Below are 17806 nucleotides of genomic sequence, written 5' to 3' on the forward strand. Positions count from 1 at the left end.
AAAGAAATAGAGAACTACATTGATTACTATAACCACAGCCGCCTCAGAGAGAAACTAAAAGGCCTGAGTCCGGTAGAGTATCGAACCCAGGCCATGAAGGCCGCCTGAATTTACATCGTCCAACTTCTGGGGGTCAGTTCAGTGCCGCGCCCTTTCCATCACAGATGCGGAATATTGCGGCCGTAATAGATTTCCTGCATCTCTTTCCATAACAGATCGGTGATCTGCTTGCGTTCGGCGGCGCTCAGCGCCTCCGGTTCCGCGTTGAACAGGTAGTGCTTCAGATCGAAATCTTTCAGCAACATCTTGGTATGGAAGATATTTTCCTGGTAAACGTTCACGTCCATCATGTGATACAGCGCCTTGATGTCTTCCGACATAAAGTTCTGGATCGAATTGATCTCATGATCGATGTAATGTTTCACGCCGTTCACGTCGCGGGTAAAACCGCGCACGCGATAGTCCATGGTGACGATGTCGGATTCCAGCTGGTGAATTAAGTAGTTCAGCGCCTTGAGGGGCGAAATGACGCCGCAGGTCGAAACCTCGATATCGGCGCGGAAGGTGCATAGCCCGCCTTCCGGATGGCTTTCCGGGTAGGTGTGTACGCAGATATGGCTCTTGTCCAGGTGCGCAACGACCGTGTTCGGCAGCGGGCCAGGATGCTCCGACGTATCGACGTCTTTCGGATCGATCGGCTCTTCGCTGACCAGGATGGTGACGCTGGCGCCCTGCGGCTCGTAGTCCTGACGCGCGATGTTCAGAATATTGGCGCCGATGATCGAGCAGGTTTCGCTCAGGATCTCGGTCAGCCGGTTGGCGTTATATTGTTCGTCAATGTAGGCGATATAGCCGTCGCGGTCGTCCGCGGTCTTGGCGTAACAAATATCGTAAATACAAAAACTCAGGCTCTTGGTCAGGTTGTTGAAGCCGTGCAGTTTTAGCTTATGCAATTTGGGCCACCTCCTTTATCTTCTCGCTTAACGTGTTACGTTCAGGGCATTGAGCAAATATTGCGGCAGGGCAAAACTGCCGACGTGAATTGCCGGGTTGTAATAACGACAGTGTAGGCCGCTTTGGTTAAAGCGCTGTTGCAGAGTAGGCAGATCGCGCTGGCGCAGCGCCGGGTTCTGGCTCGCCCAGGCAAAGGTCATGATGCCGCCGTAATAGGTCGGGATCGCCGCCTGATAGAAGCTGACGTCGGTAAAGTAGCGGCTCAGTTTGGCGTGGCTGTTGACCGCCTCGTCCTGTTGCAGGAAGCAGACGCCGTTCTGCGCGACGAAAATGCCGCCCTCATTCAGGCAGCGGGCGCAGCCTTCATAAAACGCCGAAGTGAACAGGCTTTCGCCGGGGCCGATCGGATCGGTGCAGTCGGAGATGATCACATCGAAGGTTTCGTCGGTTTGGTTCACGAAGTTGACGCCGTCGTCGATCACCAGCTTGAAGCGCGGATCGTCATAGGCGCCGGCGCTGTGGTTGGGCAGGTACTGGCGGCAGAATTCGACGACACCGGCGTCGATCTCGACCATGGTGATCTGCTCCACGCCAGGGTGCCGGCTGACTTCGCGCAGCATGCCGCCGTCGCCGCCGCCGATGATCAGCACTTTCTTCGCCGCGCCGTGCGCCAGCAGCGGCACGTGGGTCAGCATTTCGTGATAGATGAACTCGTCACGCTCGGTGGTTTGCACCACGCCGTCGAGCGCCATCACGCGCCCCAGCACCGGGTTCTCGAAGATCACCAGATCCTGGTGATCGGTCTTCTCGCGGTACAGCACCTTCTCTACCGAGAAATACTGGCCGAAGCCCGTATGCAGCGTTTCGTACCAAATTTCTTTCTGGGTCATGTGCGGGAAACTCCGTAATAACAGCCATGAAAAATCGGCGCAACATCATAGCTAACTCTGCCTGGCGATGCACGGTTGAATTTCAGACAGAGAGAGCGTTAGGCGGGCGGGAAAGGGGAAGGGGAAGGGGAAGGAATTAGTTTGCGTAGGCCAGCAGGCTCAAAGAATCGCGCGCCAGCGATTTGCACTTCTTGGGCGTTGGAATGGCGATGCCGCTGAGATCGCGATAGCTGTCTTCGCCCAGCGCCTTCATATTGAAACTGTTGTAGTTGCTCAAATCCCAGCGGTTTTGTTGCGCGAAATAGACGATGGCGCGTTTGATTTGCGCGTTTGGCAAATCGTTGTAGCCGCAATCATTTTTCAAATAAATAAATACCGCCGTCAGATCGGCCAGATCTTCCGCCTCGGATTCATTCAGCGCCAGACTGGCGTTGGAGAAGCCCAGCATCGCCAGCAACAGCATCGATAACGTTGTTTTTTTCATCATGAAATAGGCCTGTTTGTCGTTTGCTGACGTTACCACACTTGCCTGTAAAGGCACCAAATTTTATTGCTGCCGGGCCGGCGTTGCGTTTGCCAGCCATATTCTCTTGATTGTGAGGCATAGCTTAAAATACCGCCAGGAAAGGCTTGACCTTCCGCCAGGGGGAAGGTTTAGGCTGGCGGCATTGAGTTATGTCACTGAGAAAAGGGAGTCAGCGATGTTACGCCGTGATTTTATTAAATTAACCGCCGCACTGGGCGCTGCGAGCGCATTGCCGTTATGGAGCCGGGCCGCCTGGGCGGCCGATCGGCCGGCCCTGCCGGTGCCGCCGTTGTTGACGCCGGACACGCAGGGAAAAATTGCGCTGGCGCTGCAGGCGGGGGAAACCCGCTGGTTGCCCGGCGCCGCCACCAAAACCTGGGGATTCAACGGCGCGCTGCTCGGGCCGGCGGTGCAGCTGCAGCGTGGCCAGCCGGTGACGGTCGACATCAAAAACGGCCTGGCGGAGGCCAGCACCGTCCACTGGCACGGCCTGGAAATTCCCGGCGACGTCGATGGCGGCCCGCAGGCATTGATCCATCCCGGCGCGACGCGCACGGTGAATTTCACTGTCGATCAACCGGCGGCCACCTGCTGGTTCCACCCGCATACCCACGGTAAAACCGGCAGCCAGGTGATGATGGGGCTGGCGGGGCTGGTGCTGCTGGAAGATGAGGAGAGCGCCAAACTGCCGCTGCCGAAAATCTGGGGGCAGGATGATATTCCGGTGATCCTGCAAGATAAGCGGTTGGGCAAAGACGCACAAATCGAATACCGCCTGGATGTGATGAGCGCGGCGGTGGGCTGGTTTGGCGATCGCATGTTCACCAACGGCGCGCAGTATCCGCAACATTTGGCGCCGCGCGGCTGGCTGCGTCTGCGCTTCCTCAACGGCTGTAACGCCCGCTCGCTGAATCTGGCGGCCAGTGACAACCGTCCGCTGTATGTCATCGCCAGCGACGGCGGTTTCCTGGCGGAGCCGGTGAAACTGACCGAGCTGCCGATGCTGATGGGCGAACGTTTTGAAGTGCTGGTGGATGCCTCCGACGGGAAAGCGTTCGACATTGTGACGCTGCCGGTGAAGCAGATGGGTATGACGCTGGCGCCGTTCGATCAACCGCTGCCGGTGTTGCGCATTCAGCCGTCGCTGGCGCAGGGCATCAAAACCATGCCGGACAGCCTGGTGAAGCTGCCGACATTGCCCGCTACCACCGGTATCCAGGAGCGTTGGCTGCAGCTGATGATGGATCCGCAGCTGGATATGCTCGGCATGCAGGCGCTGATGGATCGTTATGGTCACCAGGCGATGGCCGGCATGAGCATGAATCATGGCGCGATGGGCGGTGGAGACATGAAAGGCATGGACCACGGCAACATGAAAGGCATGGAAAAGGGCGGCATGCAGGGCATGGATCATGGCAAGATGGCCGGGATGGATCACGGTGGCGCGCAGGGTAAAGCCAAACCGTTCGATTTCAGCCACGGCAACATGATCAACGGCAAGGCCTTCGACATGACCAAGCCGATGTTCGCCGCCAAACGGGGCCAGTATGAGAAGTGGACCATTTCCGGCGAGGGCGACATGATGTTGCACCCGTTCCATATTCACGGTACCCAGTTCCGTATCCTGTCGGAAAATGGCAAACCGCCGGCGGCGCATCGCAGCGGCTGGAAGGACACGGTGCGCGTCGAAGGGTGGCGCAGCGAAGTGCTGGTGCGCTTCGACCATCCGGCCAGCAGCGAACATGCGTACATGGCCCACTGCCACCTGCTGGAGCACGAAGATACCGGCATGATGATGGGTTTCACCGTCGGCGAATGATCGCGGCCCGTCGCTCAGGTGGCGGCGCGCTCGCGTCGCCACCGGCGAAAGGCTATGCTAAACTCTGCGCCTTTCTTCCGGCAACTGACCTGAATACTATGAAACACACTGTAGACGTAATGATTTCCGAGCAGGAAGTTAAGACCCGTATCGCCGAACTTGGCCGCCAGATCACCGAACATTACCGCGACAGCGGCAGCGACATGGTGCTGGTCGGGCTGCTGCGCGGCTCCTTCATGTTCATGGCCGATCTCTGCCGCGCGATCGACGTGCCGCACGAAGTCGACTTTATGACCGCCTCCAGCTACGGCAGCGGCATGTCCACCACCCGCGACGTGAAGATCCTCAAGGATCTGGACGAAGACATTCGCGGCAAAGACGTGCTGATCGTGGAAGACATCATCGATTCCGGTAACACGCTGAACAAAGTGCGCGAGATTTTGGCGCTGCGCGGGCCGAAATCGCTGGCGATTTGCACCTTGCTGGACAAGCCTGAGCGCCGTGAAGTGCAGGTGCCGGTCGAATATGTCGGCTTCTCGATCCCGGATGAGTTCGTGGTGGGGTATGGCATCGACTACGCTCAGCGCTACCGTCACCTGCCGTACGTCGGCAAAGTGGTGCTGCTGGACGAGTAATTGATGTGGGGCGCGGCCAGCCGCGCCCGCGGCGGGGTTATATGCCTTTATCCTGCTTCAGTTTGGCTATCGCTTTGCGGTAGCCCATCTCCAGGCTCTCGCGGCTGGTCGCCAGCACTTCCATATCGCGCAGGCGGCCGTCCTGAATGCCGTACACCCAACCGTGGATCATCACCTTCTGGCCGCGCTTCCACGCGGACTGCATGATGGTGGAGTGGCCCAGGTTGTATACCTGCTCAATGACGTTGATCTCGCACAGCATGTCGAAACGCTGCTCCGGCGGCAGCTCGCCCAGCAGCGAGCTGTGCTTGTACCACAGATCGCGAATGTGCAGCAGCCAGTTGTCGATCAACCCCAGCTCCGGGTTTTCCACCGCCGCCTGCACGCCGCCGCAGCCCAGGTGGCCGCAAATGATGATGTGTTCGACTTCCAGCACATCTACCGCATACTGCACCACCGACAGGCAGTTAAGATCGGTGTGGATAACGAGGTTCGCCACGTTGCGATGGACGAACAGTTCACCCGGCTCGAGGCCGGTCAGGCGTTCTGCGGGAACGCGGCTGTCAGAGCAACCAATCCATAAGAAGCGGGGCTTTTGCGCCTGGGCTAAACGTTCAAAAAATTCCGGGTCTTCCTGGCTGATGTTGGCCGACCAGGCCTGGTTGTTGGCGATAAGCTCTTCGATTTCTTTCATGGAGGTGATTGACCCGTAACGGACAGATTGCGTTGGGGTAATATAGGGTAAGCGTCACACTTTGGAAATCGGAACAGTGGTGCAGCCTCATTTTCCGCACGGATTCGACTCAGTGAAAACGTCGCCGATGCTAGGATTATCGTTAGTGTTTCAAGCCTCGCAAACAGGGGCGCGGCGGCATACTCATCGTCATAAGGTACTATTTTACATATGAATTATGCACTGGAATTAGCGCAACTGACCAAGACTTATGCCGGTGGCGTCAAGGCGCTGCGCGGTATCGACCTGAGCGTCGAAGCGGGGGATTTTTATGCCCTGCTGGGGCCAAACGGCGCCGGTAAATCCACCACCATCGGCATCATCAGCTCGCTGGTGAACAAAACGGCCGGCAGCGTGCGGGTGTTCGGTTACGACATCGATAAAGACATCGTCAACGCCAAGCGCCAGCTCGGCCTGGTGCCGCAGGAGTTCAACTTCAACCCGTTCGAGACCGTGTTGCAGATCGTGGTGAACCAGGCGGGTTACTACGGCGTCACGCGGCGTGAAGCGATGGCGCGCGCCGAAAAATACCTCAATCAGCTGGATCTGTGGGGCAAGCGTAACGAGCGCGCCCGCATGCTGTCCGGCGGCATGAAGCGCCGCCTGATGATCGCCCGCGCGTTGATGCATCAGCCGAAGCTGCTGATCCTCGATGAGCCGACCGCCGGGGTGGACATCGAGCTGCGTCGCTCGATGTGGGGCTTCCTGAAAGAACTGAACGCCCAGGGCACCACCATTATCCTCACCACCCACTATCTGGAAGAGGCGGAGATGCTGTGCCGCAATATCGGCATCATCCAGAACGGGGAGCTGGTGGAAAACACCTCGATGAAGGGGCTACTGGCCAAGCTGAAGTCGGAAACCTTCATCCTCGATTTGGCGGCGAAGAGCCCGTTGCCGAAGCTGGACGGTTACCACAGCCGCCTGACGGATACCTCGACGCTGGAAGTGGAAGTGATGCGCGAGCAGGGGCTGAACGGGCTGTTCACCCAACTGAGCGCGCAGGGCGTGCAGGTGCTGAGCATGCGTAACAAGGCGAACCGCCTGGAAGAACTGTTTGTCACCCTGGTTAACGGCAATGGAGAAAAAGCATGACGCGTTTGTATTGGGTGGCCTTACAGAGCATCTGGGCCAAAGAAGTGAACCGCTTCGCGCGCATCTGGATCCAGACCCTGGTGCCGCCGGTGATCACCATGACGCTGTACTTCATCATCTTCGGCAATCTGATCGGTTCGCGCATCGGCGACATGCACGGTTTCAGCTACATGCAGTTCATCGTGCCCGGCCTCATCATGATGGCGGTCATTACCAACTCCTATGCCAACGTCGCCTCGTCGTTCTTCAGCGCCAAGTTTCAGCGCAACATTGAGGAACTGCTGGTGGCGCCGGTGCCGACCCACGTGGTGATCGCCGGCTATGTCGGCGGCGGCGTGGCGCGCGGCATCTGCGTCGGCGTGCTGGTGACCATCATCTCGCTGTTCTTCGTGCCGCTGCAGGTGCACGCCTGGTGGGTGATTGCGCTGACGCTGTTGCTGACGGCGATCCTGTTCTCGCTGGCGGGGCTGATCAATGCGGTGTTCGCCACCACCTTCGACGATATCAGCCTGATCCCGACCTTCGTGCTGACGCCGCTGACCTACCTGGGCGGGGTGTTCTACTCGCTGTCGCTGCTGCCGCCATTCTGGCAGGCGGTGTCCAAGCTGAACCCCATCGTCTATATGATCAGCGGTTTCCGCTACGGTTTCCTCGGCATCAACGACGTGCCGCTGGCGTTCACCATGGCGGTGCTGCTGGCGTTTATCGCGGTGTTTTACCTGCTTTCCTGGTACCTGATCGAGCGCGGCCGCGGCCTGCGCAGCTGATGGTATCGCGCCCCCGCTTTTCCGGCGGGGGCGCTTTTCTTGATTTGGCGCAGGCGGCGCGTAAATCAATAGAATTGCTCAAATAACCGCTAGTTCCCCGTTGTTCAAATCGTGCTATGCTGGCGCTCCACATTTCCTTCACTTTAGTCATTACGCACTCGTAAGTAGAACATCATCATGCGGCCTCAATACACGTTAGCGGCTGGTTTCCTCGGCATTCTGATGTCGTTGGTTTCCCCTGTGAGCCTGGCGAATCTGCTGTCGGAAGACGGCGCGGTAAAATCTGAATACATGGAAGCGCAGCGCGATAGCGAAGTCTATGCGTTGGTGGGCGAGCATGTGATCCCGGTAGGAGAAGTGAAGCGCGGGCAGCTGATCCAGGTGTTCCCGGCGGATGCGGAATACTACGAATTCAAATTCGGGCACGGCACCGGCTTTATCGATAAAGATGACGTGCGCGAACTGAAGAAGTCGCGCAAGGTACAAGACGATCTGGGCGAGCTGAACAAACCGCTGACCAACCAGAATCTGATCACCCAAAAAACGATCGACGTTTATACCGCGGCGGACAAGGACAGCGAGGTCTTGGGCACGCTGGAAGGCAACCTGCGCTATCCGATCATCGGCAAGCTGAAGGATCGCCTGAACAACACCTGGTACGAGGTCAACATCGGCGAGCGGCTGGGGTTTGTCAATGAGCTGGACTGCGAGATAGATAGCGGCATACCGGTGCTGACCTATCATCATCTGCTAAAAAACGAAGAGAACAAGCGCTTCCGCCACACCTCGACCACCACCTCAGACGTGGCGTTCAGCAACCAGATGACCTACCTGAAGCAGGCGGGCTACGACACCATTTCGCTGTATCAGCTGGAAGCCTACCTGAAGAACCAGATCAACCTGCCGGGCAAGGCGATCGTGCTGACCTTCGACGACGGGCTGAAATCGGTTTATCGCTACGCTTACCCGGTGCTGAAGGATTACGGTTTCCGCGCCACGGCGTTCATCATCTCTTCGCGCATCAAACGCCACCCGCAGAAATGGAACCCGGACTCGCTGCAGTTTATGAGCGTCTCGGAGCTGAAGCAGATTCAGGACGTGTTCGACGTGCAGTCGCACACTCACTTCCTGCACCGCACCGACGGCAATCGCCAGCCGATTTTGCTGAGCCGTTCGCTGCACAATATCGAGTTCGATTTTGAGCGCTCGCGCCGCGCGCTGTCGCAGTTCAACCCGCACGTGCTGTATCTGTCCTACCCGTTCGGCGGCTATAACCAGCGGGCGATCCAGGCGGCGCAGGACGCCGGTTTCCATTTGGCGGTGACCACGGTGCAGGGCAAGGTGAAGCCGGGGGATAACCCCTATACGCTGAAGCGGCTGTATATTCTGCGCACCGACTCGATCCAGACCATGGCGGATCGGATAGCCAACAAGCCGGGCACGGTGGTGGTGCAGTAAGGAAGAACGGGCGCGCAAGGCGCCCGTTTTAGTGTCAGGCGACCTGAACCGGCACGGCTTTCGCCTTGCGCTGCAGGTTGTTGTCACCTTCGAAATAGGCGACTTTCGGGTGGTGTTGGCGGGCGTCGGCGTCGGTCATTTGCACATAGGAGCAGATGATCAGTTTGTCGCCCACGCAGGCGCAGCGCGCGGCGGCGCCGTTAACCGAAATGATGCGCGAACCGCGCTCGGCGGCGATGGCGTAGGTGGAGAAGCGCTGGCCGTTATCCACGTTGTAAATATCGATCGCTTCATATTCCAGAATGCCGGCGGCCTCCAGGAAATCTTGGTCGATGGCGCAGGACCCTTCATAGTGCAAGTCAGCCTGAGTGACTTTGACGCGATGCAGCTTGCCTTGCAGCATAGTACGTATCATAGCTTTACCTAACTGAATATCGGCCTTCACAGGCGCTGGGGTTGAACATCTCTCCTGCATCCCTGCAATCTCTATCGTCACCGATTGCTCCGCCATTGTCTACCAATGGTCAGCGGCCAAGGGTGACGACAGTATAAAAAACGGCTTACAGCGTCAGGTCGACCTGCTGGTTGTCGATAAGACGCGCCTTGCCCAGCCAGGCGGCCATCAGCACCACCGCCCGTTGGCTGTCCACCGTCAGCGGCTGCAGGCTGTCGGCGTCGCGAATAAACAGCTCATCCGGCGTAAAGCCGGCGGCGCGCAGCTGCTCGGCGGTCTGTTCCAGCAGCGTTTCGATATGGCGCTCGCCATTGGCCAACTGCTGCGCCAGCCCATTCATGATCTTGCTCAGCTGCGGCGCGACCTTGCGCTCTTCGGCGGTCAGGTAGCCGTTGCGCGAGCTGAGGGCCAGGCCGTCTTTGGCGCGCACGGTCGGCACACCGACGATGTCGATGTCGTAACCCATGTCCGCCACCATTTTGCGGATCAGCGCCAGCTGTTGATAATCTTTCTCGCCGAAGCAGGCCAAGTCAGGTTGCACCAGGTTAAACAGCTTGCTGACGATGGTGGAAACGCCGCGGAAGTGGCCCGGCCGGCTTGCGCCTTCCAGGATGCTGGAGATGCCCGGCACGTCGACGTAAGTCTGCTGCTCCAGCCCCTGCGGATAGACTGCAGCCGGGGCTGGCGCGAACACCAGATCGACGCTGCGGCGGGTCAGCTTCTCGCTGTCTTCCAGCAGCGTGCGCGGGTAGTGCGCCAGATCGTCCGGCCGATCGAACTGCATCGGGTTGACGAAGATGCTCACCACCACCACGTCGGCGCGGGCGCGCGCTTCATCGACCAGCGTCATATGGCCGTCGTGCAGGTTGCCCATGGTCGGCACCAGCGCGATGCGTTTGCCTTCCTGGCGCCAGCGGCGGATCTGCTGACGCAGCATCGGCAGGGTTTCGATAATAATCATTGGGTGACTCCTGGAACCATCGCTTAGTTAAAAGAGTGTTCAGCCGCCGGGTAGAGGCCTTGTTCCACTTCCTGAATGTAGTGCTGCACCGCCGTGCGGATATCGCCGCTCTGCGCCAGGAAGTTCTTGGCGAACTTCGGCGTGTGGCCGCCGGTGATGCCGAAGGCGTCGTGCATCACCAGGATCTGGCCGTCGGTGCCGTTGCCGGCGCCGATGCCGATGACCGGAATGGACAGCGCTTCGGTGATCTGGCGCGCCAGCTCGGTCGGCACACATTCCAGCACCAGCAGCTGAATGCCGGCCAGCTCCAGGTTCTGCGCGTCCTGCAGCAGCTGTTTGGCGGCCAGTTCGTCGCGCCCTTGCACCTTATAGCCGCCGAACACGTTGACCGACTGCGGCGTCAGGCCCAGATGGCCGCACACCGGCACCGCGCGCTCGGCAAGCATTTTCACCGTGTCGCACAGCCAACTGCCGCCTTCCAGTTTCACCATGTTGGCGCCGGCGCGCATCAGCTCGGCGGCGTTGGCGAAGGTCTGTTCCGGGGTGGCGTAACTCATGAACGGCAGATCGGCCAGCAGCAGGCAGGCCGGCGCGCCGCGGCGCACGGCGCGCGTGTGGTAGGCTACGTCGGCGACGGTGACCGGCAGCGTGGAGTCGTGGCCCTGCAGCGTCATGCCCAGCGAATCGCCCACCAACAGGACTTTGATGCCTTGCTCTTCAAACAGTTTGGCAAAGCTGGCATCGTAGGCGGTAAGGGTAGCAAACTTGCGTTGCTCCTGTTTCCACTGGCGCAAGTGGGTCACGGTGGTGGGTTTCATCACAACGTCTCCTGAAACGGGGCGTGCGGCTTGCGCAGGCCCAGGCTGCAAAAAAGTGCAGCCATTCTACTGTAACCCGATCGGGGTGGGTAGCGCGGATCGCCATGCTTAAGCGGTTCTTAAGAACCTTGTGGTGCAATGGCGCAATGACTGAAAAGGGATACTCATGCGAATTCTGCTGATCGAAGATGACAAACTGATCGGGGACGGCATCAAGGCCGGACTGACCAAACTCGGCTTCAATCTGGACTGGTTCACCGACGGCGCCGTCGGCAAAAATGCGCTGGACAGCGCGCCGTACGACGCGGTGATCCTCGATCTCAGCCTGCCGGGCCTCGACGGCCTGGATCTGCTGCGCCAGTGGCGCCAGGCCGGGCAGGACGTGCCGGTGCTGATCCTCACCGCCCGCGATGCGTTGGAGCAGCGGGTCAGCGGGCTGCAAAGCGGCGCCGACGATTATCTGTGCAAGCCGTTCGCGCTGGCCGAAGTGGCGGCGCGCCTGCAGGCGCTGATCCGCCGTCGCCACGGCCAACTGATGCCGCAGCTGACGCACGGCAACGTGGTGTTTGACAGCGCCACCCGCAGCGTGAGCTGCAACGGCGAGCCGGTGACGCTGACGCCGCGCGAGTTGGCGGTGCTGGAGCTGTTTCTGCACAACAAGGGGCGGGTGCTGGCGCGGCCGTTGATTCAGGAGAAGCTGTACAACTGGGACGACGAGGTGAGCAGCAACGCGGTGGAGGTGCATATTCACCACCTGCGGCGCAAGCTGGGCAACGGCTTCATCCGCACCATTCACGGCGTGGGTTACACGCTGGGGGATGCGCCGTGAAGCGTCTCAGCCTGCGGCTGCGTCTGATCCTGATCTTCAGCCTGTTGGCGCTGATGACCTGGTGCACCGCCAGCGTGGTGGCCTGGGTGATGTCGCGCAACACCATCAATGAAGTGTTCGACACCCAGCAGATGCTGTTCGCCAAACGGCTGGCGACCGCCAACCTCGGCGATCTGCTGGCCGATGAAAGCGCGCGCAGCCTGCCGAAAACCAAGAAGCTGGTGCATCACGGCAAGCGAGGCGATCAGGACGACGACGCGCTGGCGTTCGCCATCTTCGATCGCCAAGGCAAGATGCTGCTCAACGACGGCGAGAACGGCGCCGATTTCCTGTTTGACGGGGAGCGTGAAGGTTTTACCGACGGCGAGCGCAAAGGCGATGACGACAGCTGGCGCCTGCTGTGGCTGACCAGCCCGGATGGGCGCTATCGCATCGTGGTCGGCCAGGAGTGGGATTACCGGCGCGATATGGCGCTGGGCATGGTGACCGGCCAGCTGGTGCCCTGGCTGGCGACGCTGCCGGTGCTGATGCTGCTGATCGCGCTGATGGTCGGGCGCGAGCTGCGGCCGCTGCGCGCGGTGGCGGCCGGTTTGCGCCGGCGCGCGCCCGATGACGCGACGCCGTTGGACGCGCGCCAGGTGCCGACCGAGGTGCGTCCGCTGGTGGATGCGCTCAATGCGCTGTTCGCTCGCATCAACGCGTTGCTGGTGCGGGAGCGGCGTTTCACCTCCGATGCCGCGCACGAGTTGCGCAGCCCGCTGGCGGCGCTGCGGGTGCAGACCGAAGTGGTTCAACTGGCGGGGGACGATGCGCCGATGCGCGAGCACGCGCTGGACAATCTTACGGTCGGCATCGATCGCGCCACCCGGCTGGTGGATCAGCTGCTGACGCTGTCGCGGCTGGATTCGCTGTCGGATCTGGCCGAACTGGCGCCGATCGACTGGAACGAACTGGTGACGATGACCCTGGCGGAGCAGGATCGGCAGGCCCATGCGGCGGGCGTGACGCTGCGCTATGAACATCAGGGAACGCCGCCGCCGCGTCAGGGGGAAACCTTGCTGCTGTCGCTGCTATTGCGCAACTTGCTGGACAACGCGGTGCGCTATACCCCGCAGGGCGGCGTCGTCACCGTGACGCTGAGCGAACGCTCGCTGACGGTGGAGGACGACGGTCCGGGTGTCACCACGGAGCATCTGGCGCGGCTGGGAGAACGTTTCTATCGCCCGCCGGGGCAGGAGCAAACCGGCAGCGGGCTGGGCCTCTCGATCGTGCAGCGTATCGCCGGATTGCATGGTTTACAGATCGGCTTTGCCAATCGCCCGCCGGGCGGGTTCGTTGCGCGGCTGACGCTGTAAGACGGACTCCACAGAACCCGTATCGCGAATGGCAAACGGTGGTTGAATTGTTTATTGTGCGAGGGTTCTGTTTCAGAAAGGTTTTACATGTTCAAGGGAAATCATGAACCAGCCATCGCCAAATCGCCCGTTAAAATGGTGGGCCAAGGGTAAAACGCCCGACTACCGCTTTTCTTTAGCCAATGAGCGCACTTTTCTGGCTTGGATCCGCACTGCATTGGCGTTTATGGCGGGAGCGGTCGGCATCAATCAGTTTGCCTCCGAATTTGGCACGGCTGCCATCCGTCAGGGGCTGGCGGTGGCTTTGACGCTGGGGGCTGTAGTGCTGGGGCTGATGGCCTATCGTCGCTGGAAGGTCAATGAGACAGCCATGCGGCATGACGGCGATATGCCTTATACCCGCCTGCTGTGGCTATTGACCCTGTTCGTGGTCGTCATCGCTCTGGCGCTGGTGGCGGTCATTCTGAGTTTTGGCGTGTGATGCACCCAACGGTGGAAGCGCCGCCGCGCGATCCTGGTTTGCAACCTGAACGTACTCGTCTGGCCTGGGGGCGTACCGCGTTGACGATGGCGGTGGTCGGGCTGCTGTCGCTGCGTGCCGGCATGGTGTCGGGCAGTTTGCTGTTGGCAGCGAGCGGCTTTTTGATGTTGGCGTTTGCGTTGGTGATGTTTGTCTGGTCACGCGGGAGGGAGGCTACGGGGCCGGAAGCGCAGGAACGAAGGCTGCGGTGGGTGAGGCGGATATTCGGCTGTATGATGGTGGTGATGCTGCTGGCCGCCGTGGCGCAACTCAAGCTTTATCTGCTCTAGACCCCTAGACCCCGCGATCACTTTTTACTTTGATGCCACAGCGCCATGCCGTTTTCCGGCACGCGCTTGAGGCAGCTGGCGAGCGGCTCGCCATCGGGGAAAATCAGATCGGGAGCGATTTCCGCCAGCGGGTAGAGCATGAATTCGCGCTCTTTCAGGCCGTAATGCGGCACCGTCAGGCGCTCGGTATGGATCACCTTGTCGCCGTACAGCATGATGTCCAGATCGAGCGTGCGCGGCCCCCAGCGTTCATCCTTGCGCACGCGCCCCTGATTGCGTTCTATCGCCTGGGTATGGTCGAGCAGCTGTTCGGGCGGCAACAGGGTATCCAGCGCCACCACCGCGTTGAGAAAGTCCGGCTGGTTTTGCGGCCCCAGCGGCTTGGTGCGGTAAAACGAAGAACAGGTGACCAGTCGGGAGCGCGGGAGATGCTCCAGCGCCTCCAGTGCGGCTTTAACCTGTTGCAGCGGCTGCGCCAGGTTGCTGCCCAGCGCGATATAAACGCGGATCATTATGCCCCTTCTTTACGCGGTGCCCGGCGGCGAGGGCGGCGTTGACGCGCGCGGCGCGGCGCCGGATCGTCCCCCAGGGTGCTCAGCATGGCTTTCTGCCGCGCCGGCGTGGCGTCCTGGAACTCGCCCCACCACTCGGCCAGACGCAGCATCTCCTGATTGTCTTCCACTTCCGCACGCAGCGCCAGCAGATCATAGGCGGCGCGGAATTTCGGGTGTTCCATCAGCTTGTGCGCGCGTTTGCCCTGGCGGCGGGACAGGCGCAGCTGCAGCTGCCAGATATCGCGTACCAGCGTGGTAATGCGTTTCGGGATGGCCAGCGAGCGGCACTGCTCGTCGAGTACGTCGTTCATCGCCAGCGCGAAGGCGTCGTAGTAGGCCAGGCCGCTTTCCTGCGCCAGCTTCTGCGCGTGCTCCAGCAGCGGGTACCACAGCATGGCGGCAAACAGGAACGCCGGGTTGACGCGCATGTCGTTCTGCAGGCGGTGATCGGTGTTCTTCAACACCTGCACCAGAATGCGCTCCATCGGCGTATCGTGGTTCGGCGTGAAGTTGCGGGCGATCAGCGGGAACAGCGGTTGGAACAGCTGGTATTCGCACAGCTTCAGGTAGGTCTGGAAACCGTAACCGGCCTGCAGCAGCTTGAGGGATTCTTCGAACAGGCGCGCCGGCGGGATCTCATGCAGCAGCGAGGCCAGGCGCGGGATCGGCTCGGCGGTCTCTTCACTGATGCGCATATCCAGTTTGGCGGCGAAGCGCACCGCGCGCAGCATGCGCACCGGATCTTCGCGGTAGCGGGTTTCCGGATCGCCGATCAGGCGAATCACGCCCTGTTTCAGATCGTTCAGGCCGCCGACGTAATCGCGCAGGGTGAAATCCGCCACGCCGTAGTACAGGCTGTTGATGGTGAAGTCACGGCGCTGGGCGTCTTCCTCGATCGAACCGAAGATGTTGTCGCGCAGCAGCATGCCGTTTTGCGCCTGCTGAGACGAGTTCTTGTCGGATTCCGGGTTCTGTTCGTGGTGGCCGCGGAAGGTGGCCACTTCGATGATTTCCGGCCCGAACATCACGTGCGCCAAGCGGAAGCGCCGGCCGACCAGGCGGCAGTTGCGGAACAGCTTGCGCACTTGCTCCGGCGTGGCGTTGGTGGTGATGTCGAAGTCTTTCGGCTTTTTGCCGAGCAACAGATCGCGCACGCCGCCGCCGACCAGATAGGCTTCGTAGCCGGACTTGTTCAGGCGGTAAAGCACTTTCAGCGCATTTTCGCTAATGTCTTTGCGGGAAATCGAGTGCTGTTCGCGCGGGATCACGGTCATCGAGTCGTTGCTCTCGGCGAGGGGAAAAGGCGGACGCTTGCGCGGTGTTGAGCGGCGGGCAGGGGCGTTGCTGCCGTTATCGGCAGCGCGCGGTTGCGGCGCAGGGCGGCTTGGCGCCGCGGCACGCTCTTCGCGGACTACGTTTTTATCGCCGGCCGCCGCGTCGTCGCGGGGCAGCTTGTCATCGCGGGTCAGTACCTTACGACAGAAGTTGGCTACTCGGGTAAAAATGGTACACCTCGATAGTGACTGATAAAAATGGAGCTAACAAAAAATAGCGGCTAATCATAGCTCACCATGGCTCCTTTGAGAATGCCGGCGTGTTTTCATCCAGAGGGATAGCCTCCTGACGCGGCACGTTTTCCAACCGCCAATGTGCGACCGCCCAGCTCAATAATAATGGCAGGTCAAGATCTTGCCAGCTTTCCGGCAGCGGTTGGCGCAGAAATTTCAGCGCGGCGATCAGCACCGGGCGCGGATCGCCGGCGGGCAACGCCGGCGCATGATTTTGCTTCGACAGCTTGATGCCGTTGGCGCCCAGCGCCAGCGGCAGATGCACATAGGCGGGCACCGGCGCCTGCAGCTGGCGATAGAGGGCAATTTGACGCACCGTCGGTTCGATCAGGTCGGCGCCGCGCACAATCTCGGTCACGCCCTGAAAATGGTCGTCGATCACCACCGCCAGGTTGTAGGCGAACAGCCCGTCGCGACGGCGAATGATAAAGTCCTCCCCCGCCAGCGCCGGATCGGCGTGCAATTCTCCCTGCAGGCGATCGTGGAACCCGTAAACGGGCGCGGTCTGGCGCAAGCGGATGGCGGCGCCCTGCGGGCCGAGCTGCAAATCGCGGCAGTGGCCGTCGTACAATCCGCCGATGTGTTGGATGCGGCTGCGGGTGCAGGTGCAGTAATAGCTGAGCCCCTGACGCTGCAACAGATCCAGCGCGGCGCGATAGGCGTCGTGACGTTGGGATTGATAGATGACCTGGCCGTCCCAGTGGAGACCATAATGTTCCAGCGCGGACAGGATGCGAGCGGCGGCGCCGGGGACTTCGCGCGGCGGGTCGATATCTTCGATGCGAACCAGCCACTGCCCGCGTTGGGCGCGAGCCTGAAGGTAGCTTCCCAGAGCGGCAATCAGCGAACCGAAATGCAGATCCCCGGAAGGCGATGGGGCAAAGCGCCCCACATAATGACTTTCTTGCATATCAGAGGGGAGTGGTTCCCTTTTCTCTGTGCGGCGCACGCGGGTGCGCACGCCGCAGCGGTAACAACGGTATTAGCCGGCCATCTGCTTTTCGCGGATCTCAGCCAGCGTCTTGCAGTCGATGCACAGATCGGCGGTCGGACGCGCTTCGAGGCGACGAATGCCGATCTCCACGCCGCAAGATTCGCAGTAGCCGAAATCATCGTCTTCCACTTTCTTCAGCGTTTTCTCGATCTTTTTGATCAGTTTGCGTTCACGGTCACGGTTACGCAGTTCAAGGCTGAACTCTTCTTCCTGGGTAGCACGGTCGGCCGGATCAGGGAAGTTGGCTGCCTCTTCTTGCATATGCGATACAGTACGGTCCACTTCGTCCCTGAGCTGGTTGCGCCACGCTTCAAGAATGCGCTTGAAATGCGACAACTGGGCGTCGTTCATGTACTCTTCGCCCGGCTTCTCTTGGTACGGCTCCACCCCAGCGATGGCGAGAATGCTCAAGGACGAGGTTTTACGGTTTTGCCCTTCTTGCATGTTGCTTCTCCTACATACACACGCACTATCGAATCCCCAATGCGGGGGAAAAACAGGCCGCTATAAATAACAGAAGGAAGGTAGGTTGGCAATTATTCCTGTCGCCCGCTTGACAATCGTGTGAAGGAGGGCGTATTTGGCG

21 protein-coding genes are annotated in these 17806 nt (G+C 60.2%); 10 read left to right on the plus strand and 11 right to left on the minus strand.

Annotated elements, in window-relative coordinates:
• The coding region (locus REA38_RS14400; RefSeq protein WP_308886109.1) for an IS3 family transposase at positions 1-108 on the plus strand (108 nt) is incomplete at its 5' end.
• Positions 109-158: 50 nt separating this feature from the next.
• On the opposite strand, the gene speD is transcribed toward REA38_RS14400, so the two are convergent.
• From speD to REA38_RS14415, 3 genes are all read right to left on the minus strand, one after another.
• Complete coding sequence (gene speD / locus REA38_RS14405) at positions 159-953, minus strand: adenosylmethionine decarboxylase (RefSeq protein WP_004937510.1); 795 nt, start codon at positions 951-953, stop codon at positions 159-161.
• A 27-nt stretch (positions 954-980) separates the two neighbouring features.
• The gene (speE, locus tag REA38_RS14410) at positions 981-1844 is read right to left on the minus strand and encodes a polyamine aminopropyltransferase (RefSeq protein WP_041036651.1); all 864 of its coding nucleotides are present in this window, start codon (positions 1842-1844) and stop codon (positions 981-983) included.
• A gap of 136 nt (positions 1845-1980) precedes the next feature.
• A complete protein-coding gene (locus tag REA38_RS14415) occupies positions 1981-2328 on the minus strand; it encodes a YacC family pilotin-like protein (protein WP_004937515.1) in 348 nt (115 codons plus the stop codon).
• Between the two features lie 217 nt (positions 2329-2545).
• Here REA38_RS14415 and cueO point away from each other — a divergent pair, with 217 nt between their 5' ends.
• Together cueO and hpt are read left to right on the plus strand one after the other, a co-directional pair.
• On the plus strand, positions 2546-4189 hold the full coding sequence (cueO, locus tag REA38_RS14420; RefSeq protein WP_308886090.1) for a multicopper oxidase CueO: 1644 nt from the start codon (positions 2546-2548) through the stop codon (positions 4187-4189).
• Between the two features lie 98 nt (positions 4190-4287).
• The gene (hpt, locus tag REA38_RS14425; protein ID WP_048234659.1) at positions 4288-4824 is read left to right on the plus strand and encodes a hypoxanthine phosphoribosyltransferase; all 537 of its coding nucleotides are present in this window, start codon (positions 4288-4290) and stop codon (positions 4822-4824) included.
• A 37-nt stretch (positions 4825-4861) separates the two neighbouring features.
• Here the strand turns inward: hpt and can are convergent, their stop codons facing one another.
• A complete protein-coding gene (can, locus tag REA38_RS14430) occupies positions 4862-5518 on the minus strand; it encodes a carbonate dehydratase (protein WP_033635923.1) in 657 nt (218 codons plus the stop codon).
• A gap of 210 nt (positions 5519-5728) precedes the next feature.
• Between can and REA38_RS14435 the strand changes: the two genes are divergently transcribed.
• From REA38_RS14435 to REA38_RS14445, 3 genes are all read left to right on the plus strand, one after another.
• Positions 5729-6652 (plus strand): ABC transporter ATP-binding protein, encoded by a 924-nt coding sequence (locus REA38_RS14435; RefSeq protein WP_033635922.1) that lies wholly within the window; start codon positions 5729-5731, stop codon positions 6650-6652.
• Positions 6649-7419, plus strand: a complete 771-nt coding sequence (locus REA38_RS14440) for an ABC transporter permease (RefSeq protein WP_033635921.1) — start codon at positions 6649-6651, stop codon at positions 7417-7419. The genes REA38_RS14435 and REA38_RS14440 overlap by 4 nt, the downstream gene beginning before the upstream one ends.
• Positions 7420-7596: 177 nt before the next feature.
• Positions 7597-8877 carry a polysaccharide deacetylase family protein gene (locus tag REA38_RS14445; protein ID WP_033635920.1) on the plus strand — a complete coding sequence of 427 codons (1281 nt, stop codon included), beginning with the start codon at positions 7597-7599 and terminating at the stop codon, positions 8875-8877.
• A gap of 34 nt (positions 8878-8911) precedes the next feature.
• Here REA38_RS14445 and panD read toward each other — a convergent pair whose 3' ends face one another.
• The 3 genes from panD to panB all read right to left on the minus strand — a co-directional run bounded on the left by panD (position 8912) and on the right by panB (position 11110).
• On the minus strand, positions 8912-9292 hold the full coding sequence (panD, locus tag REA38_RS14450; RefSeq protein ID WP_004937544.1) for an aspartate 1-decarboxylase: 381 nt from the start codon (positions 9290-9292) through the stop codon (positions 8912-8914).
• A 145-nt stretch (positions 9293-9437) separates the two neighbouring features.
• Entirely contained in the window at positions 9438-10292 is an 855-nt protein-coding gene (panC, locus tag REA38_RS14455; RefSeq protein ID WP_308886093.1) for a pantoate--beta-alanine ligase, read from the minus strand.
• A gap of 23 nt (positions 10293-10315) precedes the next feature.
• Positions 10316-11110 carry a 3-methyl-2-oxobutanoate hydroxymethyltransferase gene (gene panB / locus REA38_RS14460; RefSeq protein ID WP_004937548.1) on the minus strand — a complete coding sequence of 265 codons (795 nt, stop codon included), beginning with the start codon at positions 11108-11110 and terminating at the stop codon, positions 10316-10318.
• 166 nt (positions 11111-11276) lie between these two features.
• Here panB and qseB point away from each other — a divergent pair, with 166 nt between their 5' ends.
• The 4 genes from qseB (at position 11277) to REA38_RS14480 (ending at position 14104) form a co-directional block, all read left to right on the plus strand.
• The gene (qseB, locus tag REA38_RS14465; protein WP_004937550.1) at positions 11277-11939 is read left to right on the plus strand and encodes a quorum sensing response regulator transcription factor QseB; all 663 of its coding nucleotides are present in this window, start codon (positions 11277-11279) and stop codon (positions 11937-11939) included.
• On the plus strand, positions 11936-13294 hold the full coding sequence (gene qseC, locus REA38_RS14470) for a quorum sensing histidine kinase QseC (protein ID WP_033649605.1): 1359 nt from the start codon (positions 11936-11938) through the stop codon (positions 13292-13294). Before qseB ends, qseC begins: the two co-directional genes overlap by 4 nt.
• 103 nt (positions 13295-13397) lie before the next feature.
• Positions 13398-13775: a DUF202 domain-containing protein gene (locus tag REA38_RS14475; protein WP_308886095.1), complete on the plus strand. Its 378-nt coding sequence runs from the start codon at positions 13398-13400 to the stop codon at positions 13773-13775.
• Entirely contained in the window at positions 13775-14104 is a 330-nt protein-coding gene (locus REA38_RS14480) for a DUF202 domain-containing protein (RefSeq protein WP_050438979.1), read from the plus strand. Before REA38_RS14475 ends, REA38_RS14480 begins: the two co-directional genes overlap by 1 nt.
• Before the next feature lie 17 nt (positions 14105-14121).
• Here the strand turns inward: REA38_RS14480 and folK are convergent, their stop codons facing one another.
• The 4 genes from folK to dksA form a co-directional block, all read right to left on the minus strand.
• Positions 14122-14616 carry a 2-amino-4-hydroxy-6-hydroxymethyldihydropteridine diphosphokinase gene (folK, locus tag REA38_RS14485; protein ID WP_060430999.1) on the minus strand — a complete coding sequence of 165 codons (495 nt, stop codon included), beginning with the start codon at positions 14614-14616 and terminating at the stop codon, positions 14122-14124.
• The gene (gene pcnB / locus REA38_RS14490; protein WP_164098829.1) at positions 14616-16163 is read right to left on the minus strand and encodes a polynucleotide adenylyltransferase PcnB; all 1548 of its coding nucleotides are present in this window, start codon (positions 16161-16163) and stop codon (positions 14616-14618) included. Before pcnB ends, folK begins: the two co-directional genes overlap by 1 nt.
• 61 nt (positions 16164-16224) lie before the next feature.
• Positions 16225-17136 carry a tRNA glutamyl-Q(34) synthetase GluQRS gene (gene gluQRS / locus REA38_RS14495; RefSeq protein WP_047570569.1) on the minus strand — a complete coding sequence of 304 codons (912 nt, stop codon included), beginning with the start codon at positions 17134-17136 and terminating at the stop codon, positions 16225-16227.
• Between the two features lie 72 nt (positions 17137-17208).
• Entirely contained in the window at positions 17209-17664 is a 456-nt protein-coding gene (gene dksA / locus REA38_RS14500) for an RNA polymerase-binding protein DksA (RefSeq protein WP_004937569.1), read from the minus strand.
• Positions 17665-17806 lie beyond the last annotated feature (142 nt).

Source organism: Serratia sp. MF1(2023) (assembly GCF_030954545.1).
GTDB classification, from domain to species: Bacteria; Pseudomonadota; Gammaproteobacteria; order Enterobacterales; family Enterobacteriaceae; genus Serratia; species Serratia sarumanii.

Excerpts from the sequence above, each read along its gene's own strand:
- speE (WP_041036651.1), bottom strand. The coding sequence starts at position 1,844 with ATGACCCAGAAAGAAATTTGGTACGAAACGCTGCATACGGGCTTCGGC.
- REA38_RS14415 (WP_004937515.1), bottom strand. The coding sequence starts at position 2,328 with ATGAAAAAAACAACGTTATCGATGCTGTTGCTGGCGATGCTGGGCTTC.
- cueO (WP_308886090.1), top strand. The coding sequence starts at position 2,546 with ATGTTACGCCGTGATTTTATTAAATTAACCGCCGCACTGGGCGCTGCG.
- hpt (WP_048234659.1), top strand. The coding sequence starts at position 4,288 with ATGAAACACACTGTAGACGTAATGATTTCCGAGCAGGAAGTTAAGACC.
- can (WP_033635923.1), bottom strand. The coding sequence starts at position 5,518 with ATGAAAGAAATCGAAGAGCTTATCGCCAACAACCAGGCCTGGTCGGCC.
- REA38_RS14435 (WP_033635922.1), top strand. The coding sequence starts at position 5,729 with ATGAATTATGCACTGGAATTAGCGCAACTGACCAAGACTTATGCCGGT.
- REA38_RS14440 (WP_033635921.1), top strand. The coding sequence starts at position 6,649 with ATGACGCGTTTGTATTGGGTGGCCTTACAGAGCATCTGGGCCAAAGAA.
- REA38_RS14445 (WP_033635920.1), top strand. The coding sequence starts at position 7,597 with ATGCGGCCTCAATACACGTTAGCGGCTGGTTTCCTCGGCATTCTGATG.
- panD (WP_004937544.1), bottom strand. The coding sequence starts at position 9,292 with ATGATACGTACTATGCTGCAAGGCAAGCTGCATCGCGTCAAAGTCACT.
- panC (WP_308886093.1), bottom strand. The coding sequence starts at position 10,292 with ATGATTATTATCGAAACCCTGCCGATGCTGCGTCAGCAGATCCGCCGC.
- panB (WP_004937548.1), bottom strand. The coding sequence starts at position 11,110 with ATGAAACCCACCACCGTGACCCACTTGCGCCAGTGGAAACAGGAGCAA.
- qseB (WP_004937550.1), top strand. The coding sequence starts at position 11,277 with ATGCGAATTCTGCTGATCGAAGATGACAAACTGATCGGGGACGGCATC.
- REA38_RS14475 (WP_308886095.1), top strand. The coding sequence starts at position 13,398 with ATGAACCAGCCATCGCCAAATCGCCCGTTAAAATGGTGGGCCAAGGGT.
- REA38_RS14480 (WP_050438979.1), top strand. The coding sequence starts at position 13,775 with ATGCACCCAACGGTGGAAGCGCCGCCGCGCGATCCTGGTTTGCAACCT.
- folK (WP_060430999.1), bottom strand. The coding sequence starts at position 14,616 with ATGATCCGCGTTTATATCGCGCTGGGCAGCAACCTGGCGCAGCCGCTG.
- gluQRS (WP_047570569.1), bottom strand. The coding sequence starts at position 17,136 with ATGCAAGAAAGTCATTATGTGGGGCGCTTTGCCCCATCGCCTTCCGGG.
- dksA (WP_004937569.1), bottom strand. The coding sequence starts at position 17,664 with ATGCAAGAAGGGCAAAACCGTAAAACCTCGTCCTTGAGCATTCTCGCC.